Origin of the sequence: Clostridium sp. 1001275B_160808_H3 (genome assembly GCF_015550425.1) — a bacterium.
Lineage (GTDB): Bacteria > Bacillota > Clostridia > Clostridiales > Clostridiaceae > Clostridium.
In genome coordinates this window covers 38445-59569 of record NZ_JADNAT010000002.1, presented here as the reverse complement: position 1 = coordinate 59569, position 21125 = coordinate 38445, and the positions used below count along the sequence as shown (strand labels likewise).

General features: G+C 28.7%; 17 protein-coding genes and 1 other annotated feature. All 17 genes read right to left on the bottom strand.

All coding sequences use genetic code 11. The features are described 5' to 3' along the window. Positions 1 to 73: 73 nt before the first annotated feature. Positions 74 to 1369, bottom strand: a complete 1296-nt coding sequence (gene eno, locus I2A75_RS02225) for a phosphopyruvate hydratase (RefSeq protein WP_195262843.1) — start codon at positions 1367 to 1369, stop codon at positions 74 to 76. Between the two features lie 333 nt (positions 1370 to 1702). Continuing rightward, on the bottom strand, positions 1703 to 2917 hold the full coding sequence (mmsB, locus tag I2A75_RS02220) for a multiple monosaccharide ABC transporter permease (RefSeq protein ID WP_195262842.1): 1215 nt from the start codon (positions 2915 to 2917) through the stop codon (positions 1703 to 1705). Next, positions 2918 to 4453, bottom strand: coding sequence for a multiple monosaccharide ABC transporter ATP-binding protein (mmsA, locus tag I2A75_RS02215; RefSeq protein WP_195262841.1), 1536 nt, complete (start codon positions 4451 to 4453; stop codon positions 2918 to 2920). A 110-nt stretch (positions 4454 to 4563) separates the two neighbouring features. Beyond that, positions 4564 to 5667, bottom strand: a complete 1104-nt coding sequence (gene chvE, locus I2A75_RS02210) for a multiple monosaccharide ABC transporter substrate-binding protein (RefSeq protein ID WP_195262840.1) — start codon at positions 5665 to 5667, stop codon at positions 4564 to 4566. A 177-nt stretch (positions 5668 to 5844) separates the two neighbouring features. After that, positions 5845 to 7095 carry a response regulator gene (locus I2A75_RS02205; protein ID WP_195262839.1) on the bottom strand — a complete coding sequence of 417 codons (1251 nt, stop codon included), beginning with the start codon at positions 7093 to 7095 and terminating at the stop codon, positions 5845 to 5847. 2 nt (positions 7096 to 7097) lie between these two features. Continuing rightward, on the bottom strand, positions 7098 to 8564 hold the full coding sequence (locus tag I2A75_RS02200) for a histidine kinase (protein WP_195262838.1): 1467 nt from the start codon (positions 8562 to 8564) through the stop codon (positions 7098 to 7100). 19 nt (positions 8565 to 8583) lie between these two features. Next, a complete protein-coding gene (locus tag I2A75_RS02195) occupies positions 8584 to 9540 on the bottom strand; it encodes a substrate-binding domain-containing protein (RefSeq protein ID WP_195262837.1) in 957 nt (318 codons plus the stop codon). A gap of 138 nt (positions 9541 to 9678) precedes the next feature. After that, positions 9679 to 10269 (bottom strand): protein kinase, encoded by a 591-nt coding sequence (locus tag I2A75_RS02190; RefSeq protein WP_195262836.1) that lies wholly within the window; start codon positions 10267 to 10269, stop codon positions 9679 to 9681. A 191-nt stretch (positions 10270 to 10460) separates the two neighbouring features. Then, the gene (locus I2A75_RS02185; RefSeq protein ID WP_195262835.1) at positions 10461 to 11288 is read right to left on the bottom strand and encodes a cysteine ABC transporter substrate-binding protein; all 828 of its coding nucleotides are present in this window, start codon (positions 11286 to 11288) and stop codon (positions 10461 to 10463) included. Positions 11289 to 11309: 21 nt separating this feature from the next. After that, positions 11310 to 12056 (bottom strand): amino acid ABC transporter ATP-binding protein, encoded by a 747-nt coding sequence (locus I2A75_RS02180; protein ID WP_279325020.1) that lies wholly within the window; start codon positions 12054 to 12056, stop codon positions 11310 to 11312. 10 nt (positions 12057 to 12066) lie between these two features. Then, a complete protein-coding gene (locus I2A75_RS02175) occupies positions 12067 to 12741 on the bottom strand; it encodes an amino acid ABC transporter permease (protein WP_195262834.1) in 675 nt (224 codons plus the stop codon). Continuing rightward, entirely contained in the window at positions 12722 to 13387 is a 666-nt protein-coding gene (locus tag I2A75_RS02170; RefSeq protein ID WP_195262833.1) for an amino acid ABC transporter permease, read from the bottom strand. The genes I2A75_RS02175 and I2A75_RS02170 overlap by 20 nt, the downstream gene beginning before the upstream one ends. Positions 13388 to 13545: 158 nt before the next feature. After that, positions 13546 to 13759: a binding site (T-box leader), on the bottom strand. A 311-nt stretch (positions 13760 to 14070) separates the two neighbouring features. Then, entirely contained in the window at positions 14071 to 14937 is an 867-nt protein-coding gene (locus I2A75_RS02165) for a DegV family protein (protein WP_195262832.1), read from the bottom strand. Positions 14938 to 15202: 265 nt separating this feature from the next. After that, the gene (locus I2A75_RS02160; protein ID WP_195262831.1) at positions 15203 to 16591 is read right to left on the bottom strand and encodes a hypothetical protein; all 1389 of its coding nucleotides are present in this window, start codon (positions 16589 to 16591) and stop codon (positions 15203 to 15205) included. Between the two features lie 413 nt (positions 16592 to 17004). Next, a complete protein-coding gene (gpmI, locus tag I2A75_RS02155) occupies positions 17005 to 18531 on the bottom strand; it encodes a 2,3-bisphosphoglycerate-independent phosphoglycerate mutase (protein WP_097033113.1) in 1527 nt (508 codons plus the stop codon). A gap of 311 nt (positions 18532 to 18842) precedes the next feature. Further along, a complete protein-coding gene (gene tpiA, locus I2A75_RS02150; protein ID WP_097033114.1) occupies positions 18843 to 19589 on the bottom strand; it encodes a triose-phosphate isomerase in 747 nt (248 codons plus the stop codon). 241 nt (positions 19590 to 19830) lie between these two features. Continuing rightward, a complete protein-coding gene (locus tag I2A75_RS02145) occupies positions 19831 to 21009 on the bottom strand; it encodes a phosphoglycerate kinase (RefSeq protein ID WP_142418739.1) in 1179 nt (392 codons plus the stop codon). Positions 21010 to 21125 lie beyond the last annotated feature (116 nt).

Sequence of the window (21125 nt, the reverse complement as noted above, 5' to 3'; positions counted from 1 at the left end):
AATTATCCCTTACAATCCCTTATAAAAATAAGGATAAGATTATAAAATCTTATCCTTATTTATTAAAATTTAATTATTTCTTGATGTTGAAGAATGCTTTTCTTCCTCTGTATTCAGCTACATCGTCTAATTCTTCTTCAATTCTTATTAATTGGTTGTACTTAGCAACTCTTTCAGATCTTGCAGGAGCACCAGTCTTGATTTGACCAGCGTTAACAGCTACAACTAAATCAGCAATTGTAGTATCTTCTGTTTCACCAGATCTGTGAGAAATAACTGCTGTATAACCAGCTCTGTTAGCCATTTCGATAGCATTTAAAGTTTCTGTTAAAGTACCGATTTGGTTTAACTTGATTAGGATTGAGTTACCAACTCCCATGTCGATTCCTCTTTCTAATCTTTCAGTGTTAGTAACGAATAAGTCATCACCAACTAATTGAACTTTCTTACCTAATCTTTCAGTTATTAGCTTCCAACCTTCCCAGTCTTCTTCAGCCATACCATCTTCGATTGAGATAATTGGGTATTTGTTAACCCAGTTTTCTAAGAAGTCAACCATTTCAGCTGCAGTTAAAGTTTTTCCTTCATGTTCTAATACATACTTTCCATCTTTGTAGTATTCTGATGAAGCAGCATCGATAGCGATGAACATATCTTCTCCAGCTTTGTAACCAGCTTTAGTTATAGCTTCTATAATAACTTCAATAGCTTCTTCGTTTGACTTAAGGTTTGGAGCAAATCCACCTTCATCACCGATAGCTGTTGAATATCCTTTATCATGTAAAGTTTTCTTTAATGTATGATAAACTTCAGCACACATCTTTAATGCATCGCTAAATGTTTTAGCTCCAACTGGCATAACCATGAATTCTTGTAAATCAACTGAGTTATCAGCATGTGATCCACCATTAATTATGTTCATCATAGGTACTGGTAAAACTTTTGCATTTACTCCACCTACATATTGGTATAATGGTAAATCTAATGATTTTGCAGCTGCATTAGCAACAGCAAGTGAAACACCTAATATAGCGTTAGCACCTAATTTTGCTTTGTTTGGAGTTCCATCTAATTCGATAAGCATTTTATCTATATATGGTTGATCATATACGTTGCATCCAATTAATTCTTCTGCAATTGTATCATTTACGTTTTGAACAGCCTTTAAAACACCTTTTCCTAGGTAGTTATCTTTATCTCCATCTCTTAATTCAACTGCTTCATACATACCAGTTGATGCTCCTGATGGAACTGCTGCTCTTCCTACAGTACCATCTTCTAAGTATACTTCAACTTCTACTGTAGGGAAACATCTTGAGTCAAGAATTTGTCTTGCTACAACGTCTACTATTTCACAATAATTTTTCATTACTTTTTCCTCCTTATATTTGAAATGTATAATTTCTTTCGCCTATATCCATACCTTTATATTATTTCTTATGAGTAATAATTTATTCATAAAAAGATATACATCTAGATTTTTCTGAAAGAAATAACATTTTTTAGCAAATAATAATCATTATCACATTTTCAATATCATTATACCACTTTGACCATAATTTTCAATATTTATTTGTGGCTGTAATCATTTAAAAGGAATTTTTTTATTATAATATTTATGATAAGTGTTACAAATTAAAAAAAGCTCAGAATATCTAAGCTTTTTATTTATATGGTTTGGATAATTTTATAATTATAGATCTTAAATTTTTGCTTTCCTCTTGCTAAATACATCAAATGCTACTGCTAATAAAAGTACTAAACCCTTTATAGCCATTTGCATATCACTACCTACACCTAAAATTGACATACCATTATTTAAAACACCCATAACTAATGCGCCAACTATAGCTCCAATAACTGTACCTATACCACCATAAGCTGATGCACCTCCAATATAACATGCAGCTATTGCATCTAATTCGAAGTTTAGTCCAGATTGAGGTGAGGCAGCATTCAATCTTGATGTGAAACTTATAGCAGCTATTGCAGAAAGTACAGCCATATTAACATATACTAAGAATAAAACTTTATTAGTATTTATTCCTGAAAGTTTCGCTGATTTTTCATTTCCACCCATAGCATAAAGATATCTTCCTGGTATCGTTTTAGAAGTAATTATAGTATAAAGAAATACTAAAATGCCTATAATTGCAAACATTATTGGAATTCCTTTATATACAGCAAGCCAATAAGTTACTAACATAGTTGCTGATACTATTAATATAATCTTAGCTATGCATAATGGTAATGGAAGAACATCAAAATTATATTTTTCTCTTTCAGCTCTGTTTTTAAATTCTATATATACATATATAATAGAAACTAATATACCTACAATAATAGTTGTAATATTTATATTACTGTTTTTAAATATATCTGGAAAAAATCCTCCACTTATAGCTTGGAATGACTTTGGAAATGGACTTAATGTTAATCCTTGAAGCATCTTTACAGTCAATCCTCGAAATAACAACATTCCTGAAAGTGTTACAATAAATGCTGGTATTCTAATATATGCTATCCAAAATCCTTGCCATATTCCTATTAATAATCCTACAGCTAAACAAATTAATATTGCTGGGAATAACGCCATTTTATTGTTAATAATAAGTATACCAGCAAGTGCACCAATAAAGGCAACTATAGACCCAACCGAAAGGTCTATATTCCCACTAGATACTATACATAATGTCATACCAATCGATAAAATAAAAACATAACTGTTTTGAAGAATCAAATTAGTTACATTCATAGGTACTAAAAGTATTCCTTTTGTTAAAATTTGAAATAAAACTATAATTACAACTAATGCTATAAGCATTGTATATTGTCTTACATTGTCTTTAAATATTGTCTTTAATGATTCCCCTAAAGTTTGCTTGACTTTTAATTCTACATTTTTATCTAATTGCATTTAAACTACCTCCTTATTACTATCCATTATGCATTTCATTATAATTTCTTGAGATGCTTCACTAACTGGCAATTCTCCAACAATTCTTCCAGAATTCATTATATATACTCTATCGCATATACCTAATATTTCAGGAAGCTCTGATGAAATTACTAAGATAGATTTTCCGGAGTCCGCTAAGTCATTTATTATTTTATATATTTCATACTTTGCTCCTACATCTATTCCTCTTGTTGGTTCATCTAATATTAATATATCTGGATCAGTAAATATCCATTTACTTAAAACAACTTTTTGCTGATTACCACCAGACAAATTTCCAGCCTTTTGTATTATTGAAGGAGATTTAATATTAAGTTTTTCTCTAAAATTTTCTGTTACTCCTATTTCTTCATTATCATTTATAAATTGCATTTTACTAAGCTTTTTAATTTTTGCTATTGATATATTATTTTTTATACTATCAATTAAATTAAGTCCTGCTGTCTTACGATCTTCTGTTACATAAGCTAGCCCTGAATCTATAGCATCTCTAATATTATTTAACTTAATTTCTTTTCCATTTTTGATTATAGTTCCGCTTATATTTCTGCCATAAGCCTTTCCAAAAATACTCATAGCAAACTCAGTTCTTCCAGCTCCCATTAATCCTGATAGCCCAACTATTTCTCCTTTTTTTATGTCTAGATTCACATCCTTAATAATCCTTCTACCATCTATAATAGGATCATAAACATTCCAATTCTTAACTTCAAAAATAACTTCTCCTATATTAGATTCGTGACTAGGATATCTATTAGTAAGTTCTCTTCCAACCATACATTTAATAATGTCATTCTCGTCAATACTTCCATCATTCTTCATTGATTGTATAGTTGATCCATCTCTAAGAATTGTTATATTATCTGCTACTCTTAAAAGTTCATTTAGCTTATGAGAAATTAAAATACATGTAATTCCATCTTTCTTTAATTCTAATAAAAGTTGAAGTAGACTTTCTGAATCCTTATCATTTAATGCAGCTGTAGGCTCATCAAGAATTAATAGTTTAACATCTTTTGCTAAAGCTTTTGCCACTTCTACTAGTTGCTGCTTACCAACACCAATATTTTTAATTTTTGTATGAACATTTTCTTCTAATTTAACTCTTGCTAACATTTTTAATGCCTCTATATCTGTTTGTCTCCAATTTATCATTAGCCCATTTGCTCTTTCATTACCAAGAAATATATTCTCTGATATAGACAACTCGGGTATCAATGCTAATTCTTGATGGATTATAACTATCCCTTTTTTTTCACTATCTTTTATATTATTAAACTTACATAATTCCTCATTAAAAATTATATCTCCACTATATGTTCCATAATTGTATATTCCACTAAGTACATTCATAAGAGTTGACTTTCCAGCGCCATTTTCTCCAATTAGTGCATGTATTTCTCCTTCTGTTACTTTAAGATTTACATTATCTAAAGCTTTAACACCTGGAAAAGTTTTTGTTATATTCTTCATTTCTAAAATGACTTTTTTCATCTACTCTCCTCCCCTCTATCTCCATTTTCCATTAATATATTGCTATAGCTGAAATATAAATTACATTCAGCTATAGCTAATAAATTTATTTCAGGATATGAATTTATTTTTTACTTTAAATCGGACTCTTGATAATATCCACTATCAATTAAAGTTGCTTTATAATTGTCTACAGTAACACTTACAGGGTCACAAAGGAATGATGGAACTACTTTTGCACCGTTATCATATGTTTTTGTATCATTTACTTCTGCTTCTTTTCCATCAACTAAAGCATTTACCATTTCAACAACTTTTTTAGCAAGTGTTCTTGTATCTTTAAATACAGACATAGATTGTTGCTTATTTATCATTGCTATTACATTTGGTTTATCACAGTCTTGTCCAGTCAATATTGGATAAGGCTTATCTGCTGAACCATAACCAGCATTTTGAAGAGACGCAACAACGCCTATAGCAACGCTATCATTTGATGATAAAATTGCATCTAACTTTTTACCACTAGCATAATTAGCAGTAATTATATTATCCATTCTTGCTTGTGCCTTTGCTGAGTCCCAGCTTTGAGTTGCTACTTCTGTAAATTCCTTTTGTCCACTTGGAACTACTAATTTACCGCTATCTATATAAGGTTTTAATATACTCATTGCTCCATTAAAGAAAAAAGTTGCATTGTTATCATCTGGAGCACCAGCAAATAATTCAATATTAAAAGGTCCATTTGAATTTTTTAAATCTAATTTTTCCTCTATATATTCGCCCTGAGTAACCCCTACTTTAAAATTATCAAAAGTAGCATAATAATCTACATTTTCAGATTGCATAATTAATCTGTCATATGCTATTACCTTTATATCATTATCAGCTGCTTTACTTAATACATCAGTTAATGCAGAACCATCAATAGATGCTATTACTAAAATATTGCATCCCTTTGTTATCATATTTTCTATTTGTTGAACTTGAGTATTTACATCGTTATTTGCATATTGTAAATCGACCTTATACCCTTTTCCTTCAAGTTCTGATTTCATATTAGATCCATCTTGATTCCATCTTTGAAGAGATTGTGTAGGCATTGCAACACCTATTAAGGATTCTTTTTTATTACCTTCATTAGTATTATCACTACTTTGTGATTTTGATGTACAACCTATAGCAAAGGACATTAAAGCTGCAGTTAAGCCTAATGCAATGATTTTTTTAATCTTCATTTTTTGACTCCCCCTATAATTTATTTTTAATTTATCACATAACCATCTTAGCCTTTGTATACGTTTAACTCAATGTAATTACTTGCCTTTTCACTTGATAAACTTGCTATAAATTATGCAAATTTTTACTATAAAAAAACAAAAAAATACTATAAGAATAATCCTATAGTATTTTTATTATTTAAATTTATATTCTGTTGGTGAATATCCTTCATATTTTTTAAATACTTTACTAAAATAATTAGGATCACTATATCCTACCTCATACCCTATTTCCTTAATACTCATTTCATTGTTATTTAATAATTCCTTTGCCTTTTTTATCCTCAATGAATTTATATAGTCAGATAAATTACATCCTATAAACTCCTTAAAATTTCTACTAAAATAGCAAGAACTCAAATTAAAATTTTTAGCAATGCTTTCAAGACTTAACTCTTCTTTTATATTGCTTATAATATATTCCTCAACCTTTCTAAAAAGCTTAACTTTATCATTATCATTACTTTTATCTTTATCATAGTTAATAATATTATTAATATGGATTATATCATTTCCAATATTAGAATTAACAGCTCTATTAGCTTCTTCATAAGATTTACTCATATAATTAATTCCGCTATAACAATTTCCAATTCCTATTTTTATTGAAACATTAAAATGTCTATCTACTTCTCTTTTTATATCATTAGCTATTTTTATATTTGCTATTGTTTCTTCATATGCATTAAAATATCTTTCAGTTTGAATAAAATAAACTAAATCTTCCGTAAACCTGTATGTTCCTATTACTTTATACTTTAGCTTTAAAAATTCGGTTACATATTCCCATATTTTTCTCTTTAAGATATTATCATAGTTACTTGCTAATATTTTTATAATAATCGAAAAAGCACTATCTAAATTCAAGTTCAGATAACTTATATACATATTACAATCAATCCCATCTAGTGTATTATTTATAATATTGTAACTTAATTCATTTTCAAGTACTCCAATCAAATTATTAATTTTTTCTTCGTTCTCTATATCATTTTTTCTTTTAGCTTTTTCTTTTTCTACAGTTTCTATTGCATCATTAATTTTTTTTATTAACTCCATTCTGATAAAAGGCTTCAATAAATATTCCTTTACATTTAATTTAACAGCTTCCACTGCAAAATCAAAGTAATCATATGCTGTTAACATAATAAAATAAGTATTAACTGCTGTCTTTTTTATTTCTTCAATTGCTTTAATACCATTTATCCCTGGCATTTTAATATCCATTATTACTATTTCTGGTCTAATTTGTTCTGCAATTTCAATTGCCTCTCTTCCATTTTTTGCTTGTGCTATAGTGAGTTTCTCTTTAAAATTTTCTTCTATAAGATTTACTATAGAGTCTCTTTCATACTTTTCGTCATCAGCGATAAGAATTTTTAACATGATTATTTCAACCCCTCAATTGGAATATTCAAAAATACTTTTGTGCCTTCTCCTTCTTTGCTGCTTATATAAAACATATCATTTCTACCGTATAATATTTCTAATCTACTAACTACACTTTTGATGCCTAGCCCTGTTGTATGACCTGTATGTTGTCTTTCCCTATCTCCAAAACGTATTTCATTTAATGATTCTTTATCTATTCCACATCCATTATCCTCAATAATAACCTTATATTGCTCTGGTTCATTATATATTTTAATACTAATATATCCCCCCTCTTCCTTAGGTTCTATTCCATGAATAAATGCATTTTCTACAAAAGGCTGTAAAGTCATCCCTGGGACTAATATATCTCCTATGTAACAATTTATATCTAAATTGAAAACTAATCTATCATCATACCTTACTTTCTGAATAAATATATACTGCTTGACCACGTTTATTTCATCTTCTAAAGTTGCATTTCTCTCCATCATACTTAAACTATATCTAAGTATCCCCGATACAGCTGTTATTAGCTCCTCTGTTTTATATGCACCTTCACTTATAGCTATTTGATTTATACAATTTAAAGTATTAAATAGAAAATGTGGATTTATTTGTGATTGTAATACCTTCAATTGTGATAATTTTAATGCATTTTCATATTTTAATATTTTTACTTCATCATCCCTTAGCTTCGCTTCTAGCTTAGCATTTTCTTTAAGTGACTTTATATACCCTTTTAAATCTATTATCATTTTATCAAAAGCTTTATATAAAATATCAATTTCATATATCTCTGTATCTTCAGCTTTAATTCTATTAAAATTACCATTTGATACGTTCTTAGCTGAATCAACTAATATCTGAAGTTTATTTAATATGTCTTTTATAAAAAGTATTGTGTAAACTGCGCTTATAAATATGGTTATTGTTATAAACAAACTTAAAAGCCTATATAATTCTGCTTCTTTTTTCTTACTGTCATTATATATAATATTATTTGTTTTTATATAACTTTCATTTAGTTTTGCAATAAATGAATTACAATAAGATAATGTATCTCTAGTCGACATATAGTTATTATAATATGCGTCAATAGCTCCTTGATTATCAAATAACTCTATAGTTTTATCTCCTTCTGTTTTGTAACTCTTAATTGTATTAAGCAAATCTCTTAATATATATCTACTTTCTATATCAGAGCTAGCTTTCAATGATTCAATTTTACTTATAGCCTTAGATATATTATTTTCATATATCTTTTTAGATTCCTTATCACTTGTTTGAAAGTGCTCATTAAAATAATTAAATGATTCATTTAAAAGATTTTTTATATCATTAGCTGTATTTAATTTATACAACATAATGCTATAATTCTTATTTATTTTCTTACTAATAATTAATGATATTACATTACTAGTTACCAAAGGTATGATTATAATTATTACAAATACTATTATTTTACTCCTTAGACTTTTCATTTTATTGATTTCTCCCTGATTAATCATAATCATTTATATTTCTATCATTAATTACTTCAACATCAATTAATTGAAGTTCTTTAACTTTATTACCTTCTAATATATTCACTATAGTATTAACAGCTTCTTCTCCCATAATATAAGGATTCTGTGCAACTGTAGCACTTATTGTTCCATCTCTTATTAATTCTAATGTTTCAGGCAATGCATCAAAGCATATTATTTTAACAATTCCCACCAATCCCATGCTCTTAACAACTTTAGCCGCACCTATTCCATCCTGTGCCGAAGTACAAAATATAGCTTTAATGTCTTGATTATCAGTTAATATTTTTTTGGCTGCTAATTCTGCTTGTAATAAATATGAATCTGAAGACTCAATATTTGTGATATCTAAGTTAGAATTTTCTTTAATATATTCTGTAAATCCTGTAACTCTTTCAACTTGATTTTTAACTTCCATACCACCTAATATTATTCCAATATTCCCCTCTGTTCCTACTTGTCTAATCATCTCTTTTGCTCCAACTTTGCCTGCATTAACATTATCTGTTCCAACATAGGATAAACGTTTACTTTTTTCAGCATCAGAATCTATAGTAACAATAGGTATATTATTATCTATTATTTTATTAATAATTGAATTATAACTATTTCCATCTTGAACATATGTTATTATTCCGCTAACATTAGATGCATATGCCATATTAATAAGCCTTATCCCCTCTTCTACACTAGCATAATCAGGTCCTTGAAATTCAACTATAATATTTTTATCTTCTGCAGCTTTTTCTGCACCCTTTTTTATATCCTGCCAATATGGGTTTGAATATACATGTGAAATTAATACTATTTTATTCTTTAGTTCCTCATCATAATTCTCTTGCTCTTTTAATATATCCTTCACACCGAAAACTAAAGCAAAAAAAATACTCATAAAAATAAAGTATCTAGCCAACCTAAAAAATTTCCTCATATAAACTTCCACCTAAAAGTAATAATTTATATATTTTATATAAATATTATAACATAACCAACTTATTGAATAATACTCCTTGTAATCAAAAAATATATCCCCCATCAAGAGCAAAAAAGAGCCTGTCTAGACTCTTTTTTACTCTAATTCACCATTTTGTAAGTATTGCTTATATTTCTTTTCCCACTCTCTTGCAACTTTTTTATCAATTAATCTAATATCCTCTAAAAAACTTTCCAACACTCCAATTTTATCAAGTCCCTTCATTAGATGCCTTGGATAATGTACCTTTCTTTTATAACATTGCTTTGGATCTATAACCATAACCTTATTATCACTTGTTATGTAAATATCTCTACATCTAGCATCTAATTTAGTGAATTTAAGTCTTTTAAATTCTTCTATTAAATAATATAGATTTTCTGAAATTTCATAATTAAAGCCTTTCTTCTTGATGTAATGGTCTAACCTATGTCCTTCAACCTTATCTCTTACTATATAAAACTTACCTAAATTATATACCCTTGGAAAATATTTAGACCTACTTACTTTTTTAAGTATCTCCCCTTCTTCCTTACAACATTTTGCTTCTTGAAATATCTTTACTGCTTTATTACCGGGTAACTCATAAACAATACCATTATGACCTTCACCAAGAAAAACGGCTTCCTTAAAAAGCTCTTCAGTTTCAGCATCAAAATCTGCTGAATAAGAATAAGTCCTAGCCATATAACTCTCCCATAAAAATATTATTATTATATATTATTACTTATACGTAGATATTATCACAAGTTTCTGCTTTTATTTATAAAGAAAAAGTTTCTTTCACTATTTTACTTCTCCACATTAATTAAATAACAAATATAAATTGGCAAGGATAAATGGAACATATCAATTTATCTTTGCCGTTATATTCATATTTAATTAAATATTACTGTTTCTGGTTTTACAGTATCTCCGTATATTGGTGCTAGAGTTGTATCATAAGCTTCCTTAAAAAATCCTTCTTTAGTAAGCTCATCTATTTCTTTATTAAGCCATTCTAATAACTCTGTGTCTCCTTTTTTAACAGCTGGTGCTATTGCATCCTCTTCGCCTAAACTTGAAATATAAGTATCATAACCTTCATTTTCTCTTGCCCAAGCAAATAATAAAGTATTGTCGTGTGCTAATGCAGCACCTCTTCCATCCTTTAATGCAGCAAATGTTTCAGTATTTTGTTCAAATTTAACTAGTTCAATATCAGGATAGTTTTTTGTAAAATAGCTTTCAGCTGTAGTTCCCTTATTAACTAATAGTTTCTTTCCCTTTAGGTCATCTACTGATTTTATTGGTGCCCCATCTGGTGAAACTACTCCTAATGAAACTTTCATATATGGAGTTGCAAAATCTACTTTTTCTTTTCTTTCTGCTGTAACTGTAAAGTTAGCTAAGATTATATCAACTTTATTTGATTGTAAGTATTCTACTCTGTTTGCTGCTTCAACTAATACAAATTCAACTTTACTTTCATCTCCTAATAAATCCTTAGCCAATCTTTTTGCTAAATAAACATCATAACCTTGGTTTGCTCCTTTTTCATCCACAAAGCCAAATGGTGGCTTATCACTAAATACTCCAATTCTTATTTTTCCTACCTTTTTAATTGCATCTATTGATGACTTACTCTCTTCTGATTTACTTCCACATCCAACTAATGCCCCCAATGCTATTACTAATGTTAAAATTAATGATAAAAGTTTTTTCATTTTTACCTGCCCCTTCCTTTTTTATTTATATAAATCAAATGATGATAAAAAGCTTTTTGCTCTTTCAGTTTTTGGATTTTCAAAAAATTCTTTTGGAGAAGATTCTTCTACTATTTTCCCTTCCTCCATAAACACAATTTTATCTGCCACATGTTTTGCAAATTCTAATTCATGAGTAACTACAACCATAGTCATTCCATTTTGTGCAAGTTCTAATAATACCATTAAAACTTCTCTAACCATTTCTGGATCTAATGCTGCTGTAACTTCATCAAAAAGCATTATCTCCGGATTCATGCACAAAGCTCTAACTATTGCAATTCTCTGTTTTTGACCTCCTGAAAGTTCTCTTGGATATGCATATTTTCTATTAAATAATCCTACTCTTTTTAAAAGTTCATCAGCTTGTTTTTCAACCTCTTCTTTACTTCTATTTTGAGCCTTAGTCGGCCCAAGCAAAATATTATTTATAACATTCATATGAGGAAATAATTCATAGCTTTGAAACACCATTCCTATTGTTCCTCTTACCTTCTCAAATTCTACCTCTTTACCTAAAATCCCATAATTGTTTAAGATGATTTCTCCTCCAGATATATCTTCTAAGCCATTTAAGCATCTTAAAAATGTACTTTTACCACAACCTGAAGGTCCCAAAATTACTACTACTTCGCCTTTTTTAACTTCTAAGTCTATCCCTTTTAATGCTTCTATTTCTCCATATTTTTTCTTTATATTTTTTACATTAAGCAATATTTCTTCACTCATAAAATCCCCCCTAGTTTAGTTTTTTCTCTAATGCCTTTGCTCCCAATGATATTGGGAAACAAATTAAAAAGTATATTATAAGCAATAGTCCATAAATCCAAAAAGATGCTAGTGGCTCTGTTAAGACTGTTCTTTCTATAATTTGCTGTCCAACTTTTACTAAATCAACTGCACCTATTAAAGTCATTAATGTTGTAGTTTTAATCATTCTAGTGCTTAAATTAATAATACCTGGCAGAACTCTTCTAATACTAATTGGAATAATAATGTACTTATAAGTTTGTATCTTATTCAAAGATAATGCCTTTGATGATTCATAATATATTTTAGGAATAGAAGTAATTGCCCCTCTTACTAGATCTCCAATTTCTGCTGTTCCCCATAAAGTAAAAACAATATATCCAACTATTGCAGATTCTAAATGAACATTTAAAAATGTAGGTACTCCAAAGTAAAAAATAAATAACCACACCATTAATGGAATTATTCTTATACTCTCTAAATATATAGTTGATATTACCTTTACAAACTTTCTTTTACTTGTCATAATTATTCCAAATATAACTCCTAATATAGTTGATAAAACAACAGATACAATAGCTACATTTAATGTTACCAATAACCCCTCCATGAGTCTTTTCATGTTATCTATATTAAAAATTATATTACCTGCCAAATTCTCCATATCTTAACCTCCTCTCTAATATCCTACTGATTATTGAAATAGGAAGTAATATTATAAGATAAAATATCACAACTAATATTAATGCTTCATTTGTTTTATAGTACATTCCTATAACATCCTTAGTAACAAACATAAGCTCTGCAACAGCTATTGACCCTATAATAGATGTTTCTTTTACTAAGAAGATACAATTAGCTACTATGGATGGAATTGATATAGAAACGCTCATTGGCATCACTATATATGTTAAAATCTGTGTTTTCCTTAAGCCTAAAGCTTGTCCACTTTCTATTTGTGCTTTGGCAACTGCATCTATTCCACCTCTAAAGGATTCTGCCATATAAGCTCCACCTAAAAATGATAAACCTATTACTCCACAAGTAAATCCACTTAAGGTTACTCCTATCTTAGTTAATCCATAATAAAGAAAAAATACTTGTATTAATAATGGTGTATTTCTTGAAAACTCTATATATCCTTTTGATATTATATTTAGCAATTTTATATTAAAATATCTAGCCACTTCTATTATTAATCCAATTAGAATGGACAATATAATCGATATGATTGCTAATTTTATAGTAACGATTGTTGCCTGAAAAAAATGTGGTAAACTACTGATAATAAAATTGAAATCTAACTCCATAAAATCCCCCTAAATCTTATAACTCAATATGCACTTTCTAAACGATAAAGCAACTTAAACATATTAAAACCTTAACCCTATCAAAATTTATATTAAATTTAAATATAATATTCTTAATGTAATTTATATAAATAAAAAACTTCCTCCCTTACAACTTTATAAGAGACGAAGTCATACTCCGCGGTTCCACTCTAATTGAACATAGTTCCACCTTAAAAATTCGCTATAAACGGCGATCCGTTAAAATACTACTTATATTTCACATTTTAAACTCCGAAGTGCAATTCATATATTACTTTGCTAAAGGATCTCAGCAATTCCTTCTCTCTGTAAGCATTATTAATATACTACTTTCTTCATCTTAGCTTTTCCTACTATTCCGATATGTTTAATTAAATTATACCCTCTTGGTTTTATTTGTCAATACGTATTATTTATTTCTACCATTTTATTTTTAACATTTTACCCCATTATTTTTTGTTTCTATATTTTTATTACTAATATTTTATTTCAATGTATGTTTATATAATTAAATTGTTCACGTGTATAGAATAAAAATTATAAAAAGCTATTTAAAGAAAAACTTTTTATAACTTAAACCCAAAATAAAAGAGCTGCCAAAAGGCAACTCTTTATTTTAAATTAATTGTTTTTATGGGATTAAAAATAAATCGATTAATCTTTTATCTTTTATTTCCTATAAATACTACTCCTAGAGTTCCTGGTCCACCATGAGTCCCTATTACTGCACCTATAGAATTAATGATAATATCTTTAACCTTAACTTCATCAAGTATCATTCTTTTTACATCTTCAGCATCTTCTAAACAATCTGCATGACATATAAATACTACTTGATCTTCCGGGTTTATTGCTTTTTCTTTTAATTGCTGAACTAAAGATTTTAAAGCTTTCTTTCTTCCCTTTATTTTATCTCCTGGTATAACTTTTCCATCATCATCTATTTTTAAAGTTGGTTTTATTCCAAGTAATCCTCCTACTGCTGCTACTGTACCTGAAATTCGTCCACCTCTTTTTAAGTGATTTAAATCATCTACAGTAATTGCATGAATAACTTTCTTTTTAATAGATTCTATATACTCTACAATTTTATTAATATCTATATTATTTTTTATCATTTCATTTGCTTTATAAACTAAAGAACCTTCCCCAAGAGATACACTTAATGAATCAATAACTTTTATATTCGCCTCTGGATATTCTTCTAAAATCATTTCTTTAGCAGTATACGCACTATTATAAGTTCCACTTAGTGCCGAAGATAATCCTATATAAATTATCGACTCTCCTTGCTCTACATACTTCTTAAATACTTCTAAAAAAGTTCCAACATTTACTTGAGTCGTAGATGGCATTGCACCTTCTTTTATCATTTTATAAAAATCTTGGTGCTTTAAAGTTTGTCCTAGATCATCAGGTATAAATTCTCCATTTATATTAACCATAAGTGGTACTACTTCTATATTGTTTTGTTTAATATAATCTAAAGGCAAATCACATGCTGAATCAGTTATAAGTCTAACTTTCATAATATTCAACTCCTACAATTACTTTCGTTTTAGTAATTGATATTATACATTCAAATTTTTTCATTGTCAAATCCTTTGAATATCAAAATATTCTATAGATATATATTACCTTTATTGTCAACCCAAAAGTAAGTCAGTAAAGGATGATATACATCTCTAATATACTAAACAATATAATTCGTTAGCCCTTAAATTTGCAAATTTCTTATGTATTTTAAATTAAATAAACTATGCATACATAATAACAATAATTAATAAAAATTTTTTAATTACTAAACAGTTCCTTACTTAGATTAGTGCTAAAATTCGTCCCATGTTGTCTTAACTTATTACTAAACATTATAATTTTCTTTTCTGGTTCAGTATAAGGAATTCTAAAAGTATGATTATAATGCATATAATTTACTATATTTGTTCCAGCTAAAGATTCTTGAGTAATATCTATTTTATAGAAAATATACCCTCTTTGTTTTTTAGATTTATAAGGATAATTTATAGCACCTGTAATTTTTTCTTCTTGCCTTTCATCTCCAAATATATCCCTACTTGTAACCATTCCACCATTTAACCTAGGTATTTCAGCTGAATAATTAACCCCATCTTTTTCATATAATAATCTTCCATTTATAACTTTTAAAGGTCTTGTGTTACTTATATCAAAACCATCTTGCCAATAAGGTCCTTCTTCCCCCCAGTTAAAATATTCAATTGCATACATTTCATTACCATAAAGTTCAAAAAATATAGTTGTTACTTGAACATCAATTCCAAAATCATTTAAAATAGAATTAAATTTTAAATCTTCACTAAAAGTTTCAATATTTATTAAATTTTTAAGTTTACTAATATCCTCGTCTTCTATATCCTTAACAATTTCTATTGGGACTCCTTTATCAATCAGCGTATTTCTAAATCCAAATTCCTTAACAGAAATAACCTCACTTGAATCTAGACTAATATGATTAGAAAATACACAACAAACTCCAACTACAAAAGTAGAAAATAGCATATATGTATAAGTAAGCTTTTTCTTATTAAGTATTTCAATCTTCCTCGAATCTATGTAAATAATAGCTTCAATGTCGTAACTTAATTTATATAAGGATTTAAATATATAAAAGTAATAAATAATTATTGGAATAGATATAACCCAAATTTGTCCTAATTCTGTTAATGCACAAATAATAATTACAATTCTCCAAATAATTATCCTTAAAATAATATCTTTTTTTAAGATAACTCCTGATTCCTGAAAAATTTTCTTTAAACCTAATCTAAAAATAACAAGAAAACTTAATTGAAAAACTGTAGATACAAATGCTAATATACCAATACCTTTAACGTTAACATTTAATGGTGTATTTAAATATATCAAATTTAACACTCGAAATATCATATTTATTATGGAAAAGATCCAAGCTAAGTTAAGAGATTTATTTTCCTTTCGCAAGTTGTGAAATCCAATATATAAAAGTACTGCTCCTATACACGGTAAAATATATTGTAAATAAAAAAAATCAAAAGTAATTAAAGTAAACATGAAGCCAATTGTAATATTTTTCATAGATTCATACCAGAAGCTTTTTAAATTTGATTCTTCTAAAACTATTGATTCACCCTTAAAATATTGCTCTATAAATTTCGTTTTTCCCATCTCCTTTATTTCTAAATTTCATGATTAATATAATTCCAAATAGTATTCTTTTAAAATCTATCACTCAAAATTAATTATATCATATTTATACCAAATATTGTTTTATTATCCAGATAACTTACTTATTTATATTTAATTATGTATAAATTTAAATTGTTTTTGCTAATAGAAATTTAGAATGCAGGGATACTTTCATATAATAATTAATAATGGAAAATATCATAGAGCTTTTAAAAGATATGGTTGCAAAAATTAACGTAACTGATTCAATAATTGATTCCACCTTAAGACTACCTACTGAAGAAATACCTTTTTATCGCTTTGATAACACTCTATAAATTTGACTTCTTAAATTTTAACAAAAGTAAAAGGACACTCCTTTATAGTGAGTGTCCTTTTACTTTTTATTCTTATTACTTATTTACTATTAAACATTCTCCAGTCATTTCTTCTGGTTTTGAAAGACCCATTTCATTTAACATAGTAGGAGCTATATCTGCTAGCTTACCTTCTTTTAATGTTCTTCCTTCAGTTCTGTTTGAAACCCAAATGAATGGAACTGGATCTGTAGTATGTGCTGTAAATGGATTTCCTGTTGAGAAATCTATCATAGTTTCTGCATTACCGTGGTCAGCAGTTATAAATAAAGTTCCGTCTTTTTCTAGAATCTTATTTGCAACCTTTCCTAAGCATTCATCTACAACTTCAATAGCTTTTACAGCTGCTTCCATTACTCCTGTATGTCCAACCATATCTGGGTTAGCATAGTTTAGAATAATCATATCATACTTATCTTCATTAATTCTATTAATTAATTCTTCTGTTACTTCATAAGCACTCATTTCTGGTTTTAAGTCATAAGTAGCAACCTTAGGTGATGCTATAAGAGCTCTATCTTCACCTGGATTTTCCTTTTCAACTCCACCATTAAAGAAAAATGTAACGTGAGCATATTTTTCTGTTTCTGCAATTCTTAATTGATTTAAGCCATGATTTGAAACATATTCTCCTAAAGTATTGTTGATGCTTTCTGGTCTATATGCAACATTAACTCCTTCTAAAGTTTTATCATATTGAGTCATTGTTACAAATGTTAAGTTTAAAGTTTCTCTCTTAAATCCTGCAAACTCTTTATCATTTATTGCTCTAGTTATTTCTCTAGCTCTATCTGGTCTAAAGTTAAAGAATATTACTGAATCTCCATTTTTAATCATTCCATTTGAATCTACAACAGCAGGTAATACAAACTCATCTGTTTTATTATCGTGGTATGATTTTTCTATTGCTTCTACTGCTGAAGCTGCAATTTCACCTTTTCCAAGTACCATTGCATTGTAAGCAAGTTCAACTCTTTCCCATCTGTTATCTCTATCCATTGCATAGTATCTTCCTGCAACAGTAGCTATCTTACCTACACCAATTTCCTTCATGTAGTTTTCTAGTTCTATTATAAAATCTTTTCCTGATGATGGTGGAACGTCTCTTCCATCCATGAAGCAGTGAACATATACATTTTGTAATCCAGCTTCTTTAGCTAGCTTTAATAATCCTTTTAAGTGATCTATATGTGAGTGAACTCCACCATCTGATAATAATCCCATTAAGTGAAGTGCTGCATTATTTTCTTTAGCATTGTTAACAGCAAGAGTTAATGCATCATTTTTGAAGAATCCACCTTCACTAATTTCTTTAGTTATTCTAGTTAATTCTTGGTATATAATTCTTCCTGCACCTATATTTAAATGACCAACTTCTGAGTTACCCATTTGTCCATCTGGTAATCCAACATATAATCCACTAGCTTGTAATTGAGTGTGTGGATATTTTTCCATTAATCCACTAAAGTTTGGTTTATTAGCTGCTTCAACAGCATTTCCATCTGACTTTGGAGCTATTCCAAAGCCATCTAATATCATTAACATTACAGGTTTCTTCGCCATAATTCCCTCCAAATTTTTATCAAAATCTATATTTGACAATATTCTAATATTATCTTTCTTAATTTATATCTATATTATACTATAATTAGTGACTTTAAACAATAAAAGCACCGACTAGGTAAACCTTTGCAGAAAATTATTTTAATCCGTAAAAAGCATGTTTTAGTAAATTTTCTAAAAATTTTAAATATAAGCTTCCATTACTAGTATTCACTATGTATTTATTATTTTTATACCAGCCTATATAATGTTTTTATTAATTTTATAATAAAAATACGTAAGTAGAAAAACCACTTACGTATTTAACATTATTAGTAATTAACTATTTGTGAGAAGTCAGCAGCTACTAAGCTAGCTCCACCAACTAAAGCACCATCTATGTCAGACATAGCCATTTGATCTTTAATTGTGTTTGGCTTAACTGATCCACCGTATTGGATTCTTACTTTGTCAGCAACTTCTTTACCAAACATTTCAGCAACAACGCTTCTGATAGCCATTATTGTTTCATTAGCTTGCTCATTAGTAGCAGTTTTACCTGTTCCTATTGCCCATATTGGTTCGTAAGCAATAACTACTTTTTCTGCTAATTCATTTGATAAACCTTCTAAATCAGCTTTAATTTGAGCTCCAACAACTTCATTAGTTGTTCCATTTTCTCTTTGCTCTAAAGATTCTCCACAGCAAAGTATTGGAGTTAAGTTATGAGCAAATGCAGCTTTAACTTTCTTGTTTAAAGCTTCATCAGTTTCATTGAAGTATTCTCTTCTTTCACTATGTCCTAAAACAACATAGCTAACTCCCATAGCTTCTAACATTCCTGGAGCAACTTCACCTGTGAAAGCTCCTTTTTCTTCAAAGTGCATGTTTTGAGCAGCAACCTTAATGTTTGATCCTTCTACTGCTTTTAAAACAGCATCTAAGCAAACAAAAGTAGGACAAACTACTACGTCACAAGTAGCATCTTTTACTAATGGTTTTAATTCTTCTATAACTTTTACAGCTTCTGCTGGAGTGTAGTGCATCTTCCAGTTTCCTGCTATTATCGCTTTTCTCATTTAAATCACCTCATATTATAATTAATAATTGCTAATGAATAATTGATAATTATAAAAATTATTCAACAAAGTTGAATAATAAAAATTTAAATCCATAACTCCACCTAAGTGGAGTTATTTCATTAATTATGCATTATCCATTATACATTGTTCATTTAACAAATATTTCTGTTTAATGAAGCTCCTCCTCAGATTCCTTCGGATGAGTAAGTTCGCTTTACTAAATCAAAGATTTAGAAGCTTATTTATTATTAAGTGCTTCTATTCCTGGTAATGCTTTTCCTTCTAAGAATTCTAATGAAGCTCCACCACCTGTTGAAATGTGAGTCATCTTGTCTCCGAATCCTAAGATATTAACAGCTGCAGCTGAGTCTCCTCCACCGATAACTGTTGTAGCATCTGCATCAGCCATAGCTTTAGCAACTGCAATTGTTCCTTTGTTGAAGTTTTCAAATTCGAATACTCCCATTGGTCCGTTCCATATAACTGTTTTAGCATCTTTAATTGCATCAGCATATAAAGTTTCTGTTTTTGGTCCGATATCTAATCCCATGTTTCCTGCTGGAATGTTTTGATCTTCTGTAACTACTGGTTCAACATCTTTGAATTCTGCAGCAACTCTGTGGTCAACTGGTAATAAGAATTTAACTCCTTTTGAAGCTGCCTTTTCGATCATTTCTTTAGCATATTCAACTCTATCAGCTTCTACTAATGATGATCCTACTTCATATCCTTGAGCTTTTAAGAATGTGTAAGCCATTCCACCACCGATGATTAATGTATCAACTTTTTCTAATAAGTTGTTGATAACAGCTATCTTATCTGAAACCTTAGCTCCACCTAATATAGCAACGAATGGTCTAACTGGATTGTTTACTGCTTCTCCTAAGAATTTTAATTCTTTTTGAATTAAGTATCCACATACAGCTGTATCTAAGAATTCAGTAACACCAACTGTTGAACAGTGAGCTCTGTGAGCTGTACCAAATGCATCATTTACAAATATGTCAGCTAATGAAGCTAATTCTTTTGAGAATTCTTCAACGTTCTTAGTTTCTTCTTTTCTGCATCTTGTATTTTCTAATAATACAACATCTCCATCTTTCATTTCTGCAACAGCAGCTCTAGCATTTGCTCCTACAACTTCTTCGTCTCTTGCAAAAACTACTTCTTTATCTAGCATTTCGCTTAATCTCTTAGCAACTGGAGCTAATGACTTTGATGCATCTTTTCCTAAGTGTGAGCAAAGTATAACTCTAGCTCCATTATTAACTAAATATTTGATTGTTGGTAGTGCACCATTTAATCTATTTTCATCAGTTATAACGCCATCTTTTAGTGGCACATTGAAGTCACATCTTACTAAAACCTTTTTACCTTTAACGTCTATATCTTCGATAGTTTTCTTATTAAAGCTCATTGATTTCACCTCTTAAATTTATTTTGATTAATCTATACAAAACTTATAAATATAAATTTAAATATAAACTTAAATATAAACTTATAATTTTTGCTTAATTTAAAATTGGCCTGGCC

Excerpts from the sequence above, each read along its gene's own strand:
- chvE (WP_195262840.1), bottom strand. The coding sequence starts at position 5,667 with ATGAAGATTAAAAAAATCATTGCATTAGGCTTAACTGCAGCTTTAATG.
- I2A75_RS02160 (WP_195262831.1), bottom strand. The coding sequence starts at position 16,591 with ATGGGAAAAACGAAATTTATAGAGCAATATTTTAAGGGTGAATCAATA.
- eno (WP_195262843.1), bottom strand. The coding sequence starts at position 1,369 with ATGAAAAATTATTGTGAAATAGTAGACGTTGTAGCAAGACAAATTCTT.
- I2A75_RS02170 (WP_195262833.1), bottom strand. The coding sequence starts at position 13,387 with ATGGAGTTAGATTTCAATTTTATTATCAGTAGTTTACCACATTTTTTT.
- I2A75_RS02185 (WP_195262835.1), bottom strand. The coding sequence starts at position 11,288 with ATGAAAAAACTTTTATCATTAATTTTAACATTAGTAATAGCATTGGGG.
- I2A75_RS02165 (WP_195262832.1), bottom strand. The coding sequence starts at position 14,937 with ATGAAAGTTAGACTTATAACTGATTCAGCATGTGATTTGCCTTTAGAT.
- I2A75_RS02195 (WP_195262837.1), bottom strand. The coding sequence starts at position 9,540 with ATGAGGAAATTTTTTAGGTTGGCTAGATACTTTATTTTTATGAGTATT.
- I2A75_RS02175 (WP_195262834.1), bottom strand. The coding sequence starts at position 12,741 with ATGGAGAATTTGGCAGGTAATATAATTTTTAATATAGATAACATGAAA.
- I2A75_RS02145 (WP_142418739.1), bottom strand. The coding sequence starts at position 21,009 with ATGAGCTTTAATAAGAAAACTATCGAAGATATAGACGTTAAAGGTAAA.
- tpiA (WP_097033114.1), bottom strand. The coding sequence starts at position 19,589 with ATGAGAAAAGCGATAATAGCAGGAAACTGGAAGATGCACTACACTCCA.
- gpmI (WP_097033113.1), bottom strand. The coding sequence starts at position 18,531 with ATGGCGAAGAAACCTGTAATGTTAATGATATTAGATGGCTTTGGAATA.
- mmsA (WP_195262841.1), bottom strand. The coding sequence starts at position 4,453 with ATGAAAAAAGTCATTTTAGAAATGAAGAATATAACAAAAACTTTTCCA.
- I2A75_RS02190 (WP_195262836.1), bottom strand. The coding sequence starts at position 10,269 with ATGGCTAGGACTTATTCTTATTCAGCAGATTTTGATGCTGAAACTGAA.
- I2A75_RS02205 (WP_195262839.1), bottom strand. The coding sequence starts at position 7,095 with ATGTTAAAAATTCTTATCGCTGATGACGAAAAGTATGAAAGAGACTCT.
- I2A75_RS02180 (WP_279325020.1), bottom strand. The coding sequence starts at position 12,056 with ATGAGTGAAGAAATATTGCTTAATGTAAAAAATATAAAGAAAAAATAT.
- mmsB (WP_195262842.1), bottom strand. The coding sequence starts at position 2,917 with ATGCAATTAGATAAAAATGTAGAATTAAAAGTCAAGCAAACTTTAGGG.
- I2A75_RS02200 (WP_195262838.1), bottom strand. The coding sequence starts at position 8,564 with ATGAAAAGTCTAAGGAGTAAAATAATAGTATTTGTAATAATTATAATC.